Genomic DNA, 20,253 nt, shown 5'->3' on the forward strand with positions numbered 1-20,253 from the left:
CTTGCTCGGTACGCGAAAGTGTTGCACCGTCAGGTAATTGCGCAAATGCAATCAGGTATTGCTTATCTTGCGCAGGCACAAAACCTTTTGGAATGATATTGAAACCAACGGCAGTTACACCGAGCAGCAATGCATATACACCAATCGCCAGAGTTTTACGGCCAAGCAATTTACCTACCTTGGTAGAGTAGTTACCCGAGGCACGGTTAAAACTGCGGTTAAACCAACCAAAAAAGCGACCAAACATTTTATCCATAATGCGCGTTAAGCGATCTTTTGGAGCATCGTGACTTTTCAGCAACAATGCGGCCAATGCCGGACTTAATGTCAATGAGTTGATTGCAGAAATCACCGTGGAAATTGCAATGGTCAACGCAAACTGTTGATAGAACTGACCAGTCAAACCGCTCACAAATGCGATAGGTACAAACACCGCAATCAGAGTCAATGAAATCGCAATAATCGGCCCGCTTACTTCTTGCATCGCTTTGTAGGTTGCCGCGAGTGGCGTTAAACCTTCTTCAATATTTCGTTCAACGTTTTCCACTACCACGATGGCATCATCCACCACGATACCGATTGCCAATACCAGGCCAAACAATGACAAAGTATTTATCGAAAAACCAAATGCCCACATTAATGAGAAGGTACCGACGATTGATACCGGCACTGCAAGCAGTGGAATAATGGATGCACGCCAGGTTTGCAGAAACAAAATCACTACCACAACAACCAATGCCAGTGCTTCAAGCAAGGTTTTGATTACGGATTTAATCGAGCTTTTTACGAAAATGGTTGGGTCATACACCACTTCATATTTAACGCCTTGAGGAAAACGTTTTTCCAATTCCGCCATAGTGGCGCGCACACCATCAGAAATCTGGATAGCATTTGCACCAGGCGATTGGAAAATCGGGATTGCAACTGCGGGGCGACTATCCAACATGGCATTCAAACTGAATTCCGATGGCCCCATTTCTACACGCGCAACATCTTTCAAGCGGGTAATTTCACCGGTAGCACCAGCGCGGATAATAATTTCACCGAACTCTTCGGGATTATCCAAGCGACCTTTGGCATTAATCGGCAATTGCACATCCACCAAATCAGTTACCGGCGCACCACCGATCATACCGGCGGCAACCTGTACGTTTTGTTCGCGGATTGCGTTGGCGACATCATTTGCGGTGAGATTTTTCTCGGCAATTTTTTCCGGATTCAACCAGATACGCATGGCGTAATCGCCTGAGCCAAACAAACGCACTTGGCCAACACCAGCCACTTTGGCAAGCTCGTCTTTAATATTCATCAACGCATAGTTGCGCAGATAAAGTTCGTCGTAGCTTTTGTCCGGCGAAATTAAATGCACCACCATGGTTAAGTCGGGCGAACTTTTTACGACAGTCACACCGCGCTGACGGGTTACATCCGGCAAGCGCGGCAAGGCTTGCGACACACGGTTTTGTACCATTTGCTGCGCGAGGTCAACATCGGTACCGATTTTAAATGTAACAGTTAACGTCAAACGACCATCGGTGGTGGCTTGTGAAAACATGTACAACATATTTTCAGTGCCCGCCAATTGCTCCTCCAGTGGAGTAGCAACCGTTTCGGCAATCACCTTCGGGTTAGCGCCAGGATAAGAGGCATTAACCACGACCGAAGGTGGTGACACATCAGGGTATTCCGAGATGGGCAATTGAAACATGGCGAGCAAACCGGCGATAAAAATCAGGAGCGAAATTACGCCGGCAAAAATGGGACGATCCACAAAAAATTTGGATATGTTCATGCTGAACCTGCCTGCAAATGGGCTTTGTTAAAGGCGTGTTTGGAGAGCACTGGTGCGTGGCACCAGTGCTACTCGTTACACAAACAACAGTTAATTAAATGAAGGAATTAAACGGTGATGAACTTAAGGATTGGATGCAACAGTTGCTGCAGCACCGGCCTGGGTCACACTGGGATTAACGACACTGTTCGGTCGCACATGAGACAAACCATTAACGATAATTTTATCGCCGGCATTGACACCTGCGGTTATCACGCGCTGCCCCTGGTAGTGATCACCCAGAGTAATTTCGTGATAAGTTGCGGTATTTTTTGCATCAACCACCAACACAAACTTTTTGCTTTGGTTGGTACCAATTGCACGCTCAGGAACTAACAGCGCCTGAATTTTTTCCGCTGACCCCAAGCGCACATTGGCAAACATTCCCGCTGTGAGCGCGCCGTCTTTGTTGTCAAAAATAGCGCGGGCACGGATGGTACCGCTGTTGGTGTCCAATCGGTTATCAAATGCCGAGATGTGCCCGTTGTAAGTCACGCTGCTATCGCTGGCGAGCGCTAATTCAACTGGCATCTCCTGAGTATTTTTGGTGTTGCGCACGAACTCAATATAAGTAGCTTCATCTACATTAAATTCGGCGTAGAGTTTGTCGTTGGCGACGATTTGGGTAAGCAGTGGTGCATTAGCGCCCGCTTCCACTACGTTGCCGGTAGTTAACTCGGCGCGACCAACACGACCACTAATAGGCGCACTGATGTGTGCATATTCAAGATCGAGCTTTGCCTGACTCAATGCAGCTTCCGCTTGCTTTACATCCGCTTGCGCGACTTGATGGGCGCTCAAGGCTGAATCATAAATACTTTGCGAAACCAGTTTTGCTTCAATCAATTGCTGCGCACGGGTCCATTCATCCTGCGCGAGTTTTGCGCGGGATTGAGCAGTAGCCAATTGCGCTTGGGCGCGCTGGACTGACGCCTGATGCGGACGCGGGTCAATCACAAACAGTGGCTGCCCTTTTTTCACTTGCTGACCTTCGGTAAACAACACTTGTTGGATGGTGCCACTTACCAATGGCTTGATCGCAGCGCTTTCAACCGGAGCCAAACGACCGGAAAAACTGGCCCAGGTACGGATGGCTTGTGGCTCCAAGACCACCACATCTACCGCTGGGGCAGGCGGTACGGCAGCTGGAGTTGCGGCATCAACACCGGTTACGTAATAAAAACCTACAATACCTGCAAGTATGGCAGCAGCAGTGTAGTGGTAGGCACGGCGGGGAAGAGCTGGAGTATTCGCGCTATTCATGGGGGTCTCCTGAAATTCGTTAGCAAATAAATGACTATTTGAAACTCCTTGGAGGGGTCTAAATCGGCATTTGTAGAAATCATACATACCGGTCGGTATGCAGGTCAACAAAATTTTCTCGGCGGCTTTCACAATCGTAAAGCCGCGTGCGGGCAAAACCCCATAAACACCAATAAAATCAATGAGTTTTGCGCGAAGGACTTTTTTTAAAAAGGCGGAGTCTTAGGTGTATACCCGGTATAGGTCGAGAAATGGCAGATTGAAAAACATACCGGGCGGTATCATAATATCCCTAACCTTTGTTCGAGAACCCGAGTAATGAACGCCACTGACACCCGCACAGTACTACTGGAAACCGCGCTGAACCTGATCTGGAACAGCAATTACAATTCCGTGGGTGTCAATGAAATCTGCAAGCAAGCAGGCGTCACTAAAGGCAGCTTCTACCATCACTTTGAATCCAAAGCGCAATTGTTTTGCGAGGCGACCAGCCACTACTGGGATGACATTCGCCGGGAATTGGACTGTATTTTTTCACCGATCAACACGCCGCTTGAACAACTGGAAAATTGGCTGCAATTTATTTACGTGAATAAAATCGGTGAAGATGAAAACAATGTACCTGGCTGTGCATTTTTTACGGCGGGCATGCAAGCGGGTTGCGGCGAGAATCGCATCACCGATACCTTGCAAGTAATGACCGAGCGCGGCGCTAAATACAATCAAGCACTGGTGCGCACATTACTCAATGAAAATTATTTGTACGAAGCAAAAGATCCCGAACAACTTGCGCGCTTGATGCAACAATACGTGCAGGGTGCGATTATGCATGCGCGAGTAACACGCTGTATTAGCAATATCAAAAAAGATTTACCGGAAGGGATTTATCGCATCATCGGCTTGAAACCGGAGTTTTGGTATACAGCAAAACCAACCTGGCCGCCTAAAGAAAACACATAATTATTGCTGTGTTTTTTTATTTATTCTCAGCCACCAATATGCGCACTAACGTAATCCAGAAAACACGAAATACGCGAGGAAAGTGCGGTATTTCGGTAATAAACCGCATTCACTGGCTGCAAAACTTCTACCGTATCCTGCACTAAAATCTGCACCAACTTTCCATCTTGTCGATCTACCTGCGTCATAAAATCCGCGAGACAAACAATTCCCTCTCCTGCCAACGCCAACTGCCGCAAGGTTTCACCGCTTGATGCTCTCACGCTAGGAGCAATCACATATCTATCGCCTTGCACATTACGCAGCGGCCAGGCATTAAGTGATTCGGGACGAGTAAAACCCAGCAGGCGATGCGCCGATAATTCATCTACCGATATTGGCTCACCACGCTCGCGCAAATAATCGGGACTTGCGAGAACACGCAAGCGGTTGGTCATTAACGGGCGGGCGTGCAAGCTGGAGTCAGTGAGTGCGCCTATACGGATTGCAATATCGGTGCGATGCTCCAGCAAATCGATAATCTGGTCGTTAGTATTTAATTCCAATTCGATGTCGGGATACTGCGCGCGAAAACCGCGCACTAGCGGCACCAGCACATGCAACATAAACGGCGATGCGGCGTTGACACGCAGCAAGCCGGACGGCTGATTGCGGCGGATCTGTATTTGCTCCTCCGCATCTTCAACCGCATTGATAATTTTGCAGGCTTGCGTGAGGAACACTTGCCCCTCTTCGGTTAACTCCAGTCGCCGTGTGGTACGGCGCAACAAGGTCACCTCCAGCTTTTCTTCGAGACGAGTCAGCGCACGGCTAATGGCCGAGACCGTTTGCCCCAAACTATCGGCAGCGGCGGTGATGGAACCACTATCAACCACCGCTACAAAAACCTGCATTTCATCGAGAGTTGTTTTCATTGTTGAATTTTATTCAATAATCTTATGCAAATACACCCGTTTTTCTGCAAAGGTAAGCTTGGGACAATGGCTACATCATCATTAAGAGGATTACGCCATGCGAATACCCATTGCCCTGCTGGCGCTGACGGTCAGCGCCTTTGCCATAGGCACCACCGAGTTTGTAATAGTCGGGCTGATTCCCACTATCGCAAATGATTTGAATGTAAGCCTGCCATCCGCCGGCCTGCTCGTTAGCTTGTACGCACTCGGCGTTGCCGTGGGCGCCCCGCTGCTAACTGCCCTTACCGGCAAGCTTCCGCGCAAATTATTGCTACTCGGGTTGATGCTGCTATTTACCATTGGAAACCTTGTCGCCTGGCAGGCGCCGGGTTATGAATCGCTGGTGATGGCGCGCATCCTGACCGGACTTGCGCACGGTGTTTTCTTTTCGATCGGTGCAACCATTGCCACCAGCCTGGTCGCAAAAGATAAAGCGGCGAGCGCAATTGCGATTATGTTTTCCGGCCTCACTGTTGCGTTAGTGACAGGTGTACCGCTGGGTACTTTTATCGGCCAGCATTTTGGTTGGCGCGCGACATTTTTAGCTGTGTCTGCATTGGGTGTGATCGCATTTCTTGCCAGTTTGTTTTTTATTCCTCGTAACTTACAAAATAGTTCTCAACACAACAAACCAGCATCGGTTTTGCAACAGTTGCAGGTGTTAAAACAACCGCGCTTGTTGTTGGTGTATGCGATGACCGCCGTTGGATATGGCGGCACATTTGTCGCATTTACATTTCTCGCGCCGATTCTGGAACAGATCACCGGCTTGAGTTCTGGCAGCGTCGCACTGGTGTTGTTGGTGTACGGAGTTTCGGTGGCAATAGGTAATATTTGGGGCGGAAAACTCGCCGATAAAAAAGGCCCGATTGCTGCATTACAAATTATTTTTGGCGGCCTTGCATTGGTGCTTTTGGTATTTACCTTTACCGCATCCAACCCTTGGCTGGCGATTGCAACGGTATTGATCTGGGGCGCATTTGCATTCGGCAATGTTCCCGGCTTACAGGTTTACGTGGTGCAACAAGCAGCACATCACACACCGCACGCGATTGATGTAGCATCAGGCTTAAATATCGCCGCGTTTAATTTAGGTATCGCACTCGGCGCTTGGGGCGGTGGTTTGATTGTCGACCAATGGGGATTGGAGCACACGCCTTGGATCGGAGCCTTAATCGTAGTTGGTGCGATTTTGCTAACACGCTGGAGCGGTCAACTTGATCGCGCCAACCCTATTTCAACTAATTTGCCAAACGATGCTGTTATCAGCACACATTAATGTGAATTGATTTTTTACCGGAGATTATTTATGAGCAACTCAACTACAAAAATTCCTGCGCTGGGCCTGGGTACTTTTCGCTTGCAAGACCAACAAGCGTTTGACGCTGTAGCCAATGGTATCGATTTAGGTTATCGCCACATCGATACCGCACAGATTTACAAAAACGAAGCCGATGTTGGCCGCGCCATTGCAGCAAGCAAGGTTTCACCGAATGAATTATTCGTGACCACCAAAGTCTGGACCGATAGTTTTGCCGAAGGGAAATTAATTCCCAGCCTGAAAGAAAGCCTGCACAAATTGCAGCTGGAGCGCGTGAATCTCACCTTGATTCACTGGCCATCGCCAAACGATGAAATTCCGGTTGCGGTGTATCTGGAGCAATTGCTGGAAGCCAAGAAGCAAGGATTAACGGAGTTAATCGGAATATCCAATTTCACTATCAAAAAAACACAGGAAGCTATAGCGGCAATTAGTGCAGAACATATCGCAACCAATCAAATTGAGATTCACCCGTTTTTACAAAACCGTAAACTGGTTGAGTTTTTACAGCAGCAAGGAATCCACATTACCGCCTACATGCCACTCGCGTATGGCAAAGTAATTCAGGAACCGGTGATCCAGAAAATTGCTGCTACTCACAACGCGACCGCTGCACAAATTGCGCTAGCCTGGTCGCTACAACAAGGTTTTGCGGTGATTCCGTCATCTACCAAACGTGAAAACCTGCAAAGCAATTTAGCGGCAGAAAAAATTATTTTGAGTGATGCAGAGATGAGTGCGATTGCGGGGCTGGATAGCGGAGAGAGAATTGCAAATCCGGGATTTGCGCCAACTTGGGATTAAAGAAGATTTAATCAGTTACCTCAATGTTGCGCTTGCTGTTAGTTCTTTTGGTTCGAAACACTTGAGCCATGGATGGCGAATGTGAGCCCCAAGGACGGGTTTATGCGTTTTCGAAACAAAAGAACTAACAGCAAGCGTGCTACGAAGCCACAAAAACTTCGTAGCACAAAAAAGCAATTACAACTTAACGCGCAAGCCGATACGAGTCAGCAACGCGCCAATACCCATAATCACGCAGGCAAAGAACAAGCTCCAAATAATACCAGGCACACCCGCATTAAACATTTCCGGGCGCAGATAAAATCCAAAAATGCCGCAAATGGATATCACTATGTACGGCAGGATATAAACCAGCAGTGGATTAGTCGCGGAAGGTTCAAAGAATTTCGTCCAGGCACGCTGTTGTTTTACATCAACCAGCCAATAGACCGCACCAAAAATTAAACAGCAAAAGAATGCACTGAATAATGCCCAGCTCGGTGTTGCCCAAATTTTGGAGATAGGTGAAACCTGCCAGCTGGCAAATGCCAACACACCAACAACGCCGGTAAAAATAAGATAGTTTTTGAATTTGCTCGCCGCAAAACTCGGCAAGTAAAACAATTGCGAGAGAATTACACCGGCCAATACAATCGCCGCGTGGGTGTAATTGCAATTCAACTCAAATACTTTGGTCATAAACAGACCTGTCGAAAAATCGGCTTTTACTGCATCCATCGCAAAAAAGATTACGAGCAACACAAGTGACGCGCCCGCGAGAGTCAAAAATTGTGTCGCAGGTGATGCAAATTGACGAGTAATTAAAAACAACGTGCCCGCAATTAAATACGCCCAACCGATCAAACCAAGAATGCCCCACCACTGGGTAGTCATACCAGTATTGTCCGGGCCTTTATACAACCACCACAGCATCACCAAACCAGCAACACCAATCAGTTTTGCGCCGAGAGAAATTGCTGGCGACAGCGTTCTGGGATAATTCGACCAGATCAACAATACGTAGATAAACATCAGCAAGGTCCACAGCGGCATTGAGATACTCATGGCGTCGGCGTCATAACCCGACTCGGTGTTTACCATAAATACGCCGATCACCATCAAACCAAAACTGCGCAGTGCAATGTGTTTGAAAATCTCCAGCGCTGAATCACCTTTGTTAGCGCGCGCCTGGATCGCAAACGGAATCGACATACCGACGATAAATAAAAATGCAGGGAAGACCAGATCAACAAACGTCATACCGTCAACGTTGGCTGGCAAGTGCTTCATCCACTGTGGGATATCGGCGACGCCGGCTAGCTCGTTAACAAACACCATGGTGAAAATAATGATGCCGCGGAAGACATCAATCGATAAAACGCGGTTAGCGTTGGCTGCTGGATTGGTAACAGGATTGCTCATTGTATTTGCCCGTGTGGATATTGTTATGCTGTAGTTTTTGCTCTTATTAAGGCTAGTTATTGTGGTTGGATTCTGCCGGAAAACCACAATAACCGAGCGACGCCTAAAGCCGCAATCGAAAAATGACAACGTTGACTAAGTTTTTACAATTCCCTACACGCCTACCAGCAGCCGGATTAGCGCCCAATAAAAAGCCCGCAACCAGTGCGGGCTTTTTAGGGGCAAAACAGCCTGAGGCTTAGTCGTGGTGATGACCACCAACGCCATGGGCATGGCCGTGTGCCAGCTCTTCATCGGTCGCATCGCGCACTTCAACCACTTCCAATTCAAAGTCCAGGTTTTTACCAGCCAATGGATGGTTGCTGTCGATATCCACGTTGAATTTACCCACTTTCAATACGATGGCATCCCATGGGCCATGTTGGGTATTTACCGCAACCTTCATCCCCGGTCTGATTTTGCCTTTCAGCTTTTCATGGCCGTGCAGATGCTTGATTGGAATACGCTGGGTAGCACCTTCCTGACGCGGGCCATAACCTTGCTCGGGAGTCACATTCACGGTGACTTTATCGCCCGCTTGCTTGCCTTCCAGCGCTTCTTCCAACGCCGCGAGCAAACCTTTGTGGCCATGCAGATAAAGGGTGGGTTCTGAATCGTAGGATGATTCCAGCAACTCACCGCCGGTTTCGCTCAGGCGGTAGTTGAAGCTGACAACTTTGTCGGCAGTGATTTGCATAGCAACTCCAGAATAGGTTTCGTTTTTTGAGGGCGCGGATTGTCGCTGATTTAAGGAGAGCACGCAAAATAAAAAAGCCCGGCCGGATTTTCCCACCTGCAGGCTGCATGCAGATAAGGACAACCAGCGTATGATGCGCACATCTTCATAGACTTATACCTGTATGCCGACACTTACACCCCCACTACCAGCACCGGTTTTTTCCTCCGCAATATCCGTCGGTAAAGACAGCGCGCTGGGGAACCATGACGTGCATTTGTGGCTGCTCGATATCCGCCAGTTCACCGCGGATCATTACACCAGCGCCGCGCAGATCATGAGCAGCGCTGAACATGAGCGCGCGCAGAAGTTTATTCGCGGCAAGAACGACTACATCGCCAGCCGTTGGCTGTTACGTACAGTGCTGGCGCGCTACACCGGCGTATCGCCTGCTGCAGTGAATTTTTTGCGCACCGATAAAGGCAAGCCCTATTTGCCGGAGAGCGATATCCAATTCAGCCTCAGTCACAGCGGCCCTTGGGCACTGCTGGCGGTGAGTCGTATCGAACTGATTGGGGTTGATGTGGAGGCAATACGCGCAACGCGGGATTTAGTGGGTATCGCTGAAAGCTATTACCATCCGCAGGAATTTGCCCGTTTGCAGGCGCTGGAAACTATCCATCAAACCGATTATTTCTATCGCCTCTGGACCTTAAAAGAAGCACTATTGAAGGCCATAGGCACCGGAATTTCGGCTGGACTGGAGAAGATCCTGTTTGAGCTCGATGGCAATAATATTCGCGCACAGATAGCAACCGAACTCGACCAAGGCACCGGTGAATGGCATTTTCACCAGTGGGCATTGGGCGCACAGGATTACTGCGCCTTGGCAGGCAAGAGCCAGCAGCCGCTGACAGTAAAGTGGTTCGATGCCTTGGCAAACCCAGCTTTTCCTTGACTCTCAAGTCTCCACTGCTAGCATTGCCGCCTGAAAACGTACCTGAATCCGAAAATTGTCCACCCTGATAAATAAGAAGACTCCATGCTGCCATTCCATGAAGCCGTGAAAGACGATTTCACTGCAGTAAACCAACTGATTATCGACAAACTCCACTCCGATGTTGGTCTGGTTGAAAATATTGGCCACTATCTGGTCGAGGCCGGCGGCAAACGCTTGCGTCCGCTGTTGGTGTTGTTGACGGCCAACGCGCTCAACTATCAAGGCAAGGATCATTTATCGCTGGCGGCAATTATCGAATTTATCCATACCGCCACCCTACTTCACGACGACGTAGTGGATATGTCCAACCTGCGCCGTGGCCGCCCGACTGCCAATGCCCAATGGGGCAATGCACCCAGCGTTTTGGTAGGCGACTTCCTCTATTCGCGCGCGTTCCAAATGATGGTTGGCATTGGCAGCATGGACGTGATGGCGATCCTGAGCGATACCACCAATATCATCGCCGAAGGTGAAGTACAGCAGCTGGTGAATGCCAAAGACCCGAATGTAAATGAAGAGAATTACTTCCGCGTAATCGATAAAAAAACCGCAATCCTGTTCGCCGCTGCCTGCGAGGTTGCCGCTGTGCAATGCGGTGCTACCGCCGCCCAACGCGAAGCATTGCGCCGCTACGGTCGCCATGTTGGGGTCGCCTTCCAATTAGTGGATGACGCATTGGACTACACCGGCGATGCCGCCACACTCGGTAAAAATGTCGGCGATGACTTGGCCGAAGGCAAACCTACCCTGCCGCTGATTTACGCTATGCGCACCGGCACCCCGGCGCAAGCGGAGCTGATTGCCACCGCCATTCGCAACGGCGATGCCAGCCAATTGCCTGCAATTTTAGAGATAGTGCAAGCGACTGGCGGTATGACTTACACCCTCGATGCGGCCAAGCAACAAGTTCAACAAGCACTCGACCAATTGCAACAATTGCCGGACAACCATTACACCCGCGCAATGAAACAATTGGCTGAATTCTCGCTGGCGCGCAGTTTCTAAAACCCGCGTCAGAACCATCGCTTCCATGCCAATCCGTGCCGGTAGCCAAGGCCTCCGGCGGTATCCAACTGGACAACTGGGCCACAGCGGTTAGAATGGCGCACTTTTGCGCAGACCAAACCTGTGCTCAATGATAACTAGCTGAGTAAAATCCATGACCTTTGAACCCAAAAGCTCCTATAGCCGTGAAGACCTGCTCCTCTGTGGCGACGGCAAATTGTTCGGTCCAGGCAATGCACAATTGCCTAAACCCAATATGTTGATGCTTGACCGCGTCGTACATATCGCCCAAACCGGCGGAGAATTTGGCAAAGGCGAGATCATTGCAGAACTGGATATCAACCCTGACCTGTGGTTCTTTGAATGCCACTTCCCCGGTGACCCGGTAATGCCTGGCTGTTTAGGCCTTGATGCTATGTGGCAGCTGGTTGGCTTCTTCCTCGGCTGGAAAGGCAACCCCGGTCGCGGTCGCGCATTAGGCTGTGGCGAGGTGAAATTCACCGGCCAAATCCTGCCTACCGCCAAGAAGATCACTTACCACATCAATTTGAAGCGTGTGATTGAGCGCAAGCTGATCATGGGTATCGCCGATGGCCGCGTATCCTGCGATGGCAAAGACATCTACTTCGCCCACGACCTGCGCGTAGGCCTGTTCCAGAACACTGACAGTTTCTAACTGTCCACAATAATGATAACGGGCGAGCACCTGACAGCTTGTGGCATAATGCTCGCCTTTTTAACCACGACAGATTCAAGCAGGCCGACTACACAAACTGGTGGTTCGGGCACTGTTGCTAAATACGAAAGAGGTAGCCTATGAAACGCGTTGTTGTTACCGGTATGGGAATTGTGTCCTGTCTGGGCAATGATAAAGATGCCGTGTTAGATGCATTGCGCGCTGGCCGTTCCGGTATCAAATTCCAGGAAGCCTACAAAGAAAAAGGCTTTCGCAGCCACGTTGCGGGCTCGGTAGATATCAACCTGTCCGAACTGATCGACCGCAAAGTCCTGCGTTTTATGGGCGATGCAGCTGCTTACGCTTATCTCTCCATGCAACAAGCTATCGCCGATTCAGGTTTGAGCCAAGATCAAGTTTCCAACGAACGCACCGGTATCATCATGGGTTCTGGTGGCGCGTCTTCGATGAATCTGGTTGAAGCAGCCGATATTCTGCGTGAAAAAGGTTTGAAGCGTGTTGGTCCTTATCGTGTGACCCAAACCATGGGCAGCACCACCTCTGCGTGCTTGGCGACCCCGTTCAAAATCAAAGGCGTTAACTACTCGATCTCTTCCGCTTGTGCGACCAGCGCCCACTGTATTGGTGTTGCGATGGAACAAATCCAGCTCGGCAAACAAGATGTAGTATTTGCCGGTGGTGGTGAAGAAGAGCATTGGACCCTGACCGCATTGTTTGATGCGATGGGTGCGCTCTCTACCAAATACAACGAAACGCCTGATAAAGCATCACGCGCCTACGATGCAAACCGCGATGGTTTTGTTATCGCTGGCGGCGGCGGATGTCTGGTCATCGAAGAATACGAACACGCCAAAGCACGTGGCGCAAAAATTTATGCCGAAATCGTTGGCTACGGCGCCACCTCTGACGGCTATGACATGGTTGCCCCGTCGGGCGAAGGCGCAGTGCGCTGCATGAAGCAAGCACTGTCTACTGTTGACGGCAGCATCGATTACATCAACTCCCACGGCACTTCTACTCCGGTAGGTGACTTGGCGGAGTTGCGCGCAATCAAAGAAACCTTCGGCGATAAAATCCCTGCAATCAGCTCTACCAAATCGCTCACCGGCCACAGCCTCGGCGCTACCGGTGTGCAGGAAGCAATTTACAGTTTGCTGATGATGGAAAATGATTTTATCTGCGCCTCTGCCAATATCGAAACGCTCGATCCGGAAGCGGAAGGTATGCCGATTGCACTTAAGCGTCAGGATGGCGTGAAACTGGATCGCGTAATGTCCAACAGTTTCGGCTTTGGTGGCACCAATGCAACCGTGGTATTCCAGCGAGTATAAGTGTTAAAAATTTCAACGTTTATTACACAAAAAACGTAAAGTCTACACACCGAAAAACGCGAGCCAAACAGCTCGCGTTTTTTTATGCCTCGAAATAAAACTGGCTGCGCAAAAATCGCACATTTATTTGATTTTTTTGTCGCGTAATACAACTCGATAAAATTTTCGTGCACAACTTTGTATAACCGATCACAAAAATACCAAGCACCTGGCACATCAGTTTTCATGGCACATTGCCTGCATTCCCTCCAGCTAATTGCAGATTAAAAATCGGCAATTTATTTAAGCAATTTTTTATTTTCCCATCACATCTCGCACGGACACGCATTGCATTTCTGTGCGCCTTGGCACTTATATCTGCCCTTTTCCTCACAGGGATTATTGTTATGAATTTATTTATCGAAGCCGCTAAACAGCAAGGTTTCAATATGCCGCTGCATGCATTGCGCGGTGTAGCTGCGGTAATCGTGCTGTTATTCCACTTGCAAGGCAGGGTTGTCGAAGCATTTGGTTTTACCTTTCCACCGATTTTTAATGGTAGCGCTGCCGTGACATTCTTTTTTGTGTTGAGTGGTTTGGTGGTTGGCGCATCGCTCGCCAAAAGCGGACTTACATCGTCATCAGTTGCGCTCTATTTCCATCGCCGCGTTTTCCGCATCATGCCGCTGATGATTGTGACGGTCACCATCGGCGGAATTTATTTATTGTTGATCGATCCGCAAATGCGCTACCCGTTAAATCCACGCGAATACGGCGATTTCACCCCCATGAAATTTATCGTCGGTTATGTCGGCTACTCGCTCAAAGCAAACCCGCCCAGCTGGTCGATTTTTGTGGAACTGATCGGTTCGATTTTAATTCCGCTGATGCTGTTATCAGGCACACGCCTGCGCAACGTTTTACTCACCTTCGTTGCCTGTATTGCGCTGTCATTAATCCCGGTTGATTTCAAACACTACTGGCATTTTTACATGATCAGTTTCTTCGTCGGTCTGACGGTATTGCTTTGGGGCAAATGGCTGGCGGGCCACGCCGAAAAACTTCCCGGCATTATTTTTTGGTTGGTGGTTCTGGCATTGTCGGCCAGTTTTTATTTAGTGCGCCCAGTAACCGGTGAAGGCTACGGCGATGTGTGGATTGTCTATTGGGAAACCGCGTCGATTGCGCCAGTGGTTGCGATTATTTTTTATCTGCCGCAGCGTTTTTCATTACTCAATGGCAGCACCTTTAAATTTCTGGGCGATGTGTCCTACAGCCTCTACCTCACCCACTCGATCCTGCTGGTAACTCTGCTCAACGCAGTGACATCGCTGATGGGTAACACCGGCATCGCAGCCATCACCTACTGCGCAGTGACTATTGTGTGCTGTCTGGTAGTGGCGCAGATTTCGTATCGTGTCGTAGAAGTAGAAGGCTCGCGCCTTGGCGAGCGCTTGAGAAGACGGCCAAAAGTTATTCAGGGAGCGGCGTGATTTTACGGCGCGGGCAAAGCTTAGTATCGCTCTTTGCTTTGCTCGCGATTATGTAACCACTGTTTTACCAGCGGCAATAGACTCGGGCGCCAGGAGCGCGCCTGAATGCCGAAATAATCCCGTGCGCGACGGCAGCCAAGGATGGCGCTGAGAGGTTCATCAAGCTCTTCGGTATCGACCAGACTAAGGCTCGGCTCGGCAGTTAGCAGTTGCTGCTGGATAAGTAATTGCAGCAGTTGCTCGGCGAATTCGTCTTCGGTGCAGGAATCGCTGGAGCAATAGTGCATCACGCCCCAATTATCGGCGCCGCAGTGGATTTGTTTGCTCATCGCCACAGCTACGCGCGCCGCATCAGACAGTGCTGTAGGCGCACCGCGCAAGCGGCGATTCACGGTTACTGAAGCCCCTGCCAAAAACGCGCTCAATAAGCGAGTCAGCAAGTTATCCCCATAAGCGCCAATCACCCAGCTCAAACGCACAATAATGTGTTTGGGCAGCTGCTCAGCAACAACCTGTTCGATTTCCGCAAATGCACGGCCGGTATCGTTAAGTGGCGCCAGCGCATCTTTCTCGCTGTGTGTGCCTTTGTTGTCGCCACCAAACACCGCGTAACTGGAAAACTGAATCAGCGGGGTTTGCGTCGCGCCGCAGGCATGCGCGAGTTGCTTGGCGGTAGTCACCAGCATTTCCTGTCCACCGCGATGAAAAGCCTCCTCCCAGCCCCGGCAATTCAACACCAGCTCCGGCTGATGCTTGTGAAGATAAGCGGCGACGCTGGCGGAATCAGCCCAATCGATTTCATCCGCGCCAGGCGTGAGCAATTTGAAAGGTTCCCGCTCCAGCTCATGCTCCAGCGCTTTACCAAGGGGAGAAATTACATCGGTTAACAATAACTTGAATGACATCGCTATCTGGATACCCGTAAAATTTTTACGCATATTAGCAGTAGAACCCGCAGTTTCCGCAAGGGTAATTCGCGCGAGGAAGGCTTATACTGCGCGCCCTCTGAATATATCCGCCTTCCCGGGAAGGGACGACTAAGGAACCACAGCCTCCATGAGCCAAGCCCCGCTTAGTATCCAGCTAGATCTGGCCATTATTGGCGGCGGAGTAGCCGGGCTCTGGTTAGCTAACCGCGCCAAAAGCGCTGGCTTCAATGTTGCGCTGTTTGAATCCAAGGCATTGGGTAGCGACCAAACCCTCGCCTCCCAAGGCATGATACACGGCGGCATGAAATACACCCTCGCCGGCGCACTCACCGGTGCCTCCGAGGCCATCGCCGAGATGCCCAAACACTGGCGCGCCTGCCTGTGCGGCGAAGGCGATGTTAACTTGCGCCACACCCGCATCCTCAGCGATCACTTTTTTATGTGGTCGAGCGATGATTTGGGCAGCAAGATCACCGGTTTCCTTGCCAGCAAGATTACACGCGGCCGAGTCGACCAAGTGCATTCCGACCGCCGCCCACCACTACTTCGCCACCCACTTTTCACCGGTAGCCTCTATCGACTGGAAGATCTGGTGATTGATGCCCCGAGCTTGGTCGCCAATCTTGCCCACAATATCGAAGGCCGTTGCTTCCAAATCGACTGGTCGAGCGCGCAGCTCAACAAAAATGCAGACGGCGAGGTAAGTATCTCGGTCAATACTGGCGACCAACATATCCAGATCCACGCCCAACGCTTTATCTTCACCGCCGGTAAAGGCAATGCCGAATTGCTGCGTGAGCTGGGGCTGGAAAGTCCGGCGATGCAACTGCGTCCACTCCAGCAAGTGATGGTGAAGCACCATCACCCGTTTGACTTTTACGGTCACTGCCTCGGACGCGAGACGACGCCGCGCCTGACCATTTCCAGCCATCGCCTGCCGGACGGTGGGCATGTGTGGTATCTGGGTGGCAGCCTTGCGGAAAAGGGCGCGCAGTTACCAGCAGATGAGCTAATCGAGCTAGCGAAACAGGAATTGCAGGAACTTATCCCTTGGATGAACCTTGAAGGTGCTGAATGGGCGACATTACATGTTGAGCGCGCCGAGCCTTTGCAGGCCAACTTTGTGCGCCCCGACAATGCCTTTATCGCCCGTGCCGAGGGGGCATCCAATTTATTGGTAGGTTGGCCGACCAAATTGACGCTTGCACCCAATCTCGCCAATCAGGCATTTGAACTGCTGCAAGCTGACGGCATAACGCCATCAGCGGGCACAGGTAATTTGCATGATTACCTGCCCTACGCCGAAATTGCCAAAACCCCGTGGGAAATTGCCTTCCCACCCGCCATCAGCGCCGAAGAGGCCCTGGCGTTACGCTTTCGCGAACCCGATGAGGATGATGTTGAATGATGCCGCGCAAGCGCCTCGGTCGCACCGATATTGAAATAAGCACCTTTGGCTTGGGCACCGTAAAGTTCGGCCGCAACCAAAGCCTGAAATACCCGGAAACCTTTAGCCTGCCGAGCGACGAGCAAATCCGCGCCCTGCTCGGCTGCGCGCGCGATATGGGCGTTAACTTCATCGATACCGCGCCAGCTTACGGCTACAGCGAAGAAAGGCTGGGCGATCTGCTGTGGAAAGAGCGCAAAGACTGGGTGATCTCCACCAAAGTCGGCGAGGAATTTGAAGCGAGCAAGTTCTCCGATGAAGGCGTATCCAGCTTCGATTTCAGTGCCAAGCAGACTCGCATGAGCGTGGAGCGGTCACTGCGCCGCCTGCGTACCGACTATCTCGATCTGGTGCTGATCCACTCGGATGGTAATGATCTTGAGATACTGCAAAACAGCGGCGCCCTGCACACCTTGCAGCAGCTCAAGCAGGAAGGCTGGATTCGCGCGCTGGGAATCTCCAGTAAAACCCTGGAAGGTGGACTTGCCGCGGCCGAGGTCTGCGATGCGGTCATGTTGGTGTATAACCGCGATTACACTGTTGAAAAAGCAGTGATCGATAAATGTGCGCAACAAGGTGCGGCAGTTTTGCTAAAAAAGGTTCTCGCGAGCGGCCATATCTGCCATGATGCGCCTCCCGTTTCAGCGGAAACCGGAAACTCCGCTGAGCTTTTTGACCAAAACCAGGAACACGACCCCATCCAGAGCGCGCTGAACTTCGCCTACGCTCCGCCCGGGGTTACCAGTGCCATCATCGGCACCGTCAATTTGCAACATTTGCACGCTAACCTAATAAAAGCATTGCGTGCGCAAAAGCTGGCGTGAAATTCTACAGAGTAATTTATGAGCAGTTGGTTAGACACCGTTAATTGGAATAGCGATGGTTTGGTCCCCGCCATCGCCCAGGACGCCCAATCCGGCCGCATCCTGATGATGGCTTGGATGAATCGCGACGCATTACAACTTTCAGCCGAGCGCGGCGAAGCAGTCTATTGGTCGCGCTCACGCAACAAGCTCTGGCACAAGGGCGAAACCTCCGGTCATATCCAGAAACTCCACGAAATCCGCCTCGACTGCGATGAAGACGTGATTGTCCTGCAAGTGGAACAATTGGGCGGCATCGCCTGTCATACCGGCCGTGAATCCTGCTTTTACCGTGTGCTAAAAGATGGCGAGTGGCAGAGTGTCGATCCGGTATTAAAAGACCCCAGCGACATTTACTAGTGATAAAAAGTATTAGTGAAACAGGTATTTCATGAGTAACGATATCCTCGCCCAATTGACGGAAATTCTGGAAGCACGCAAAAATAATGCGGATGCAGACTCGTCATATGTTGCCAGCCTGCACAAAAAAGGGCTGAATAAGATTTTGGAAAAAGTCGGTGAGGAATGCACCGAAACGATCATCGCCGCAAAGGATGCACATACCAGCGGCGACAATAGCGAGCTGATCTATGAAACCGCAGATCTGTGGTTCCACACGCTCGTTATGCTGTCACATGTCGGCGAGAACGCCGATGCGGTTTTAAACGAATTAGCACGCCGCTTTGATGTCTCCGGACACGCCGAAAAAGCAGCGCGCAACACTAACCCCCAATAACGGGCGAGGAATTAAACATGAGTGCAACTAACGCAGCAATCGGCTACGCGGGCAACTTTGGCAGCCCAACCCAACTGATCATCGTTCTGGTGATTGTATTGTTATTGTTCGGCGGCAAGCGCCTGCGCTCATTGGGCAGCGATCTTGGCAATGCCATCAAAGGCTTCAAAAACTCCATGAGCAATGAAGAAGCGGAAAAGGCCGAGCAGGAAAAGCAGGAAGCACAAAAAGTTATCGACCAAAAACCGGCCAACACGACCACGGCGCAAACCGTAGAAAAAACTGACCACAAACAATCATAAGGTCTATTTCGTGTTCGATATTGGTTTTAGCGAGTTATTAGTTTGCCTGGTGGTGGCGCTGGTGGTTATTGGACCCGAGCGCCTGCCGGAAACTGTGCGCACGGTCGGCCTGTGGATTGGCCGCCTGAAACGCAGCCTGCGCGAAACACGCAGCGAGATTGAGCGGCAAATCGGGGCAGACGATATACGTCGCCAACTGCATAACGAAGAGATTATGCAGCGGATTGAAGAGACCCGTCTGGAGATGGAAAAAACCCTGCATCAGGCATCGCTCACGGCATCACCGCAAGACCAACCGCGCGTTTACGAGCATCAGGAATTACCCGATCACGCCCATATGGACGAGAAGCCGGCCGTGACGGCGGAAGCTGCAAAGCCAGCCGAACCTGTCGCACCGACTGAGACCAGCACCAAGGCCCCCGACAAAACCCCATGAGCACTGAGTCCAACGACAAAGAGCTGCCGCTGGTCCAGCATCTGCTGGAATTGCGCACGCGGCTGCTACACATTATTTATTGCTTGCTGGGCAGCTTTGTCTGCCTGTTTCCGTTTGCCACTGATATCTACGCATTAGTCTCGCGCCCTCTGCTTGCGGTGTTACCCGCTGGCGCCAGCATGATTGCGACCGATGTGGCATCGCCCTTCCTCACGCCGATGAAGTTGACATTTTTCGTGGCATTGCTGATTTCCGTTCCGTTCCTGCTGTACCAGATCTGGTCGTTTATCGCCCCGGGCTTGTACAAACACGAGAAGCGTCTTGCGCTGCCGCTGCTGGTATCAAGCGTACTGCTGTTTTTTGCAGGTATGGCCTTCGCCTACTTCATCGTATTCCCAACCATTTTCCGTTTTATGACCGGGATTGGGCTGGAAGGCGTGACCACTATGACGGACATCACCAAGTATCTGGATTTTGTCCTGCACATGTTCTTCGCCTTCGGTTTCGCGTTTGAAATTCCCATCGCGACCATCTTACTGATCCAGGCCGGCGTAACCACTACCGCAAGTTTGGTCGCCAAACGTCCTTACATCATCGTGGGCTGCTTTGTTATCGGGATGCTGCTAACACCACCGGATGTGATGTCACAGCTGCTGCTAGCGATCCCTATGTGGATGCTATTTGAGGCGGGCCTGTTCTGCGGACGTCTGATTGAAAAGAGCCGCCCTAAAGAAGATGACGAAGCCGATACCGAAACCTCGAATAAGACGGACATTCAGTAATC

At 50.7% G+C, this 20,253-nt stretch carries 21 protein-coding genes; 15 read left to right on the forward strand and 6 right to left on the reverse strand.

The features are described 5' to 3' along the window. A partial coding sequence (locus AAGC78_RS16085) for an efflux RND transporter permease subunit (protein ID WP_435785121.1) occupies positions 1-1,792 on the reverse strand: 1,792 nt, incomplete at its 3' end. 123 nt (positions 1,793-1,915) lie between these two features. Continuing rightward, positions 1,916-3,094 (reverse strand): efflux RND transporter periplasmic adaptor subunit, encoded by a 1,179-nt coding sequence (locus AAGC78_RS16090; RefSeq protein ID WP_435785122.1) that lies wholly within the window; start codon positions 3,092-3,094, stop codon positions 1,916-1,918. Between the two features lie 318 nt (positions 3,095-3,412). On the opposite strand from AAGC78_RS16090, the gene AAGC78_RS16095 reads away from it, so the two are divergent. After that, a complete protein-coding gene (locus AAGC78_RS16095) occupies positions 3,413-4,054 on the forward strand; it encodes a TetR/AcrR family transcriptional regulator (protein WP_435785123.1) in 642 nt (213 codons plus the stop codon). 26 nt (positions 4,055-4,080) lie between these two features. Here the strand turns inward: AAGC78_RS16095 and AAGC78_RS16100 are convergent, their stop codons facing one another. Further along, entirely contained in the window at positions 4,081-4,968 is an 888-nt protein-coding gene (locus AAGC78_RS16100; RefSeq protein WP_435785124.1) for a LysR substrate-binding domain-containing protein, read from the reverse strand. Between the two features lie 97 nt (positions 4,969-5,065). Between AAGC78_RS16100 and AAGC78_RS16105 the strand changes: the two genes are divergently transcribed. Further along, entirely contained in the window at positions 5,066-6,289 is a 1,224-nt protein-coding gene (locus AAGC78_RS16105) for an MFS transporter (protein ID WP_435785125.1), read from the forward strand. Between the two features lie 30 nt (positions 6,290-6,319). Beyond that, a complete protein-coding gene (gene dkgB / locus AAGC78_RS16110) occupies positions 6,320-7,135 on the forward strand; it encodes a 2,5-didehydrogluconate reductase DkgB (RefSeq protein WP_435785126.1) in 816 nt (271 codons plus the stop codon). A gap of 177 nt (positions 7,136-7,312) precedes the next feature. Here dkgB and AAGC78_RS16115 read toward each other — a convergent pair whose 3' ends face one another. Both AAGC78_RS16115 and AAGC78_RS16120 read right to left on the reverse strand, forming a co-directional pair. Further along, positions 7,313-8,536 carry a DUF5009 domain-containing protein gene (locus tag AAGC78_RS16115; RefSeq protein WP_435785127.1) on the reverse strand — a complete coding sequence of 408 codons (1,224 nt, stop codon included), beginning with the start codon at positions 8,534-8,536 and terminating at the stop codon, positions 7,313-7,315. 238 nt (positions 8,537-8,774) lie between these two features. Then, on the reverse strand, positions 8,775-9,272 hold the full coding sequence (locus AAGC78_RS16120) for an FKBP-type peptidyl-prolyl cis-trans isomerase (protein ID WP_435785128.1): 498 nt from the start codon (positions 9,270-9,272) through the stop codon (positions 8,775-8,777). A gap of 163 nt (positions 9,273-9,435) precedes the next feature. Between AAGC78_RS16120 and AAGC78_RS16125 the strand changes: the two genes are divergently transcribed. The 5 genes from AAGC78_RS16125 to AAGC78_RS16145 all read left to right on the forward strand — a co-directional run bounded on the left by AAGC78_RS16125 (position 9,436) and on the right by AAGC78_RS16145 (position 14,756). After that, the gene (locus AAGC78_RS16125) at positions 9,436-10,209 is read left to right on the forward strand and encodes a 4'-phosphopantetheinyl transferase family protein (protein WP_435785129.1); all 774 of its coding nucleotides are present in this window, start codon (positions 9,436-9,438) and stop codon (positions 10,207-10,209) included. 84 nt (positions 10,210-10,293) lie between these two features. Further along, positions 10,294-11,256, forward strand: a complete 963-nt coding sequence (locus tag AAGC78_RS16130) for a polyprenyl synthetase family protein (RefSeq protein ID WP_435785130.1) — start codon at positions 10,294-10,296, stop codon at positions 11,254-11,256. 154 nt (positions 11,257-11,410) lie between these two features. Beyond that, a complete protein-coding gene (fabA, locus tag AAGC78_RS16135) occupies positions 11,411-11,932 on the forward strand; it encodes a 3-hydroxyacyl-[acyl-carrier-protein] dehydratase FabA (protein WP_435785131.1) in 522 nt (173 codons plus the stop codon). A gap of 140 nt (positions 11,933-12,072) precedes the next feature. Then, positions 12,073-13,284, forward strand: coding sequence for a beta-ketoacyl-ACP synthase I (gene fabB / locus AAGC78_RS16140; RefSeq protein WP_435785132.1), 1,212 nt, complete (start codon positions 12,073-12,075; stop codon positions 13,282-13,284). 386 nt (positions 13,285-13,670) lie between these two features. Further along, positions 13,671-14,756 (forward strand): acyltransferase family protein, encoded by a 1,086-nt coding sequence (locus AAGC78_RS16145; RefSeq protein WP_435785133.1) that lies wholly within the window; start codon positions 13,671-13,673, stop codon positions 14,754-14,756. Positions 14,757-14,776: 20 nt separating this feature from the next. Here the strand turns inward: AAGC78_RS16145 and AAGC78_RS16150 are convergent, their stop codons facing one another. Beyond that, a complete protein-coding gene (locus tag AAGC78_RS16150; protein WP_435785134.1) occupies positions 14,777-15,694 on the reverse strand; it encodes an SDR family oxidoreductase in 918 nt (305 codons plus the stop codon). Between the two features lie 118 nt (positions 15,695-15,812). Here AAGC78_RS16150 and AAGC78_RS16155 point away from each other — a divergent pair, with 118 nt between their 5' ends. The 7 genes from AAGC78_RS16155 to tatC are packed head-to-tail and all read left to right on the forward strand — an operon-like array spanning position 15,813 to position 20,251. Then, positions 15,813-17,093: an FAD-dependent oxidoreductase gene (locus AAGC78_RS16155; RefSeq protein WP_435785135.1), complete on the forward strand. Its 1,281-nt coding sequence runs from the start codon at positions 15,813-15,815 to the stop codon at positions 17,091-17,093. Continuing rightward, positions 17,090-17,956 carry an aldo/keto reductase gene (locus tag AAGC78_RS16160; protein WP_435785136.1) on the forward strand — a complete coding sequence of 289 codons (867 nt, stop codon included), beginning with the start codon at positions 17,090-17,092 and terminating at the stop codon, positions 17,954-17,956. Before AAGC78_RS16155 ends, AAGC78_RS16160 begins: the two co-directional genes overlap by 4 nt. An 18-nt stretch (positions 17,957-17,974) precedes the next feature. Next, positions 17,975-18,355, forward strand: coding sequence for a phosphoribosyl-AMP cyclohydrolase (gene hisI / locus AAGC78_RS16165; protein WP_435785137.1), 381 nt, complete (start codon positions 17,975-17,977; stop codon positions 18,353-18,355). A 31-nt stretch (positions 18,356-18,386) separates the two neighbouring features. After that, a complete protein-coding gene (locus AAGC78_RS16170; RefSeq protein WP_435785138.1) occupies positions 18,387-18,731 on the forward strand; it encodes a phosphoribosyl-ATP diphosphatase in 345 nt (114 codons plus the stop codon). A 17-nt stretch (positions 18,732-18,748) separates the two neighbouring features. Next, complete coding sequence (gene tatA, locus AAGC78_RS16175; RefSeq protein WP_435785139.1) at positions 18,749-19,033, forward strand: twin-arginine translocase TatA/TatE family subunit; 285 nt, start codon at positions 18,749-18,751, stop codon at positions 19,031-19,033. A gap of 10 nt (positions 19,034-19,043) precedes the next feature. Next, on the forward strand, positions 19,044-19,469 hold the full coding sequence (gene tatB / locus AAGC78_RS16180; RefSeq protein WP_435785140.1) for a Sec-independent protein translocase protein TatB: 426 nt from the start codon (positions 19,044-19,046) through the stop codon (positions 19,467-19,469). After that, positions 19,466-20,251, forward strand: a complete 786-nt coding sequence (gene tatC, locus AAGC78_RS16185) for a twin-arginine translocase subunit TatC (protein WP_435785141.1) — start codon at positions 19,466-19,468, stop codon at positions 20,249-20,251. The genes tatB and tatC overlap by 4 nt, the downstream gene beginning before the upstream one ends. Positions 20,252-20,253 lie beyond the last annotated feature (2 nt).

Origin of the sequence: Cellvibrio sp., assembly GCF_039207905.1 — a bacterium.
GTDB lineage: Bacteria > Pseudomonadota > Gammaproteobacteria > Pseudomonadales > Cellvibrionaceae > Cellvibrio.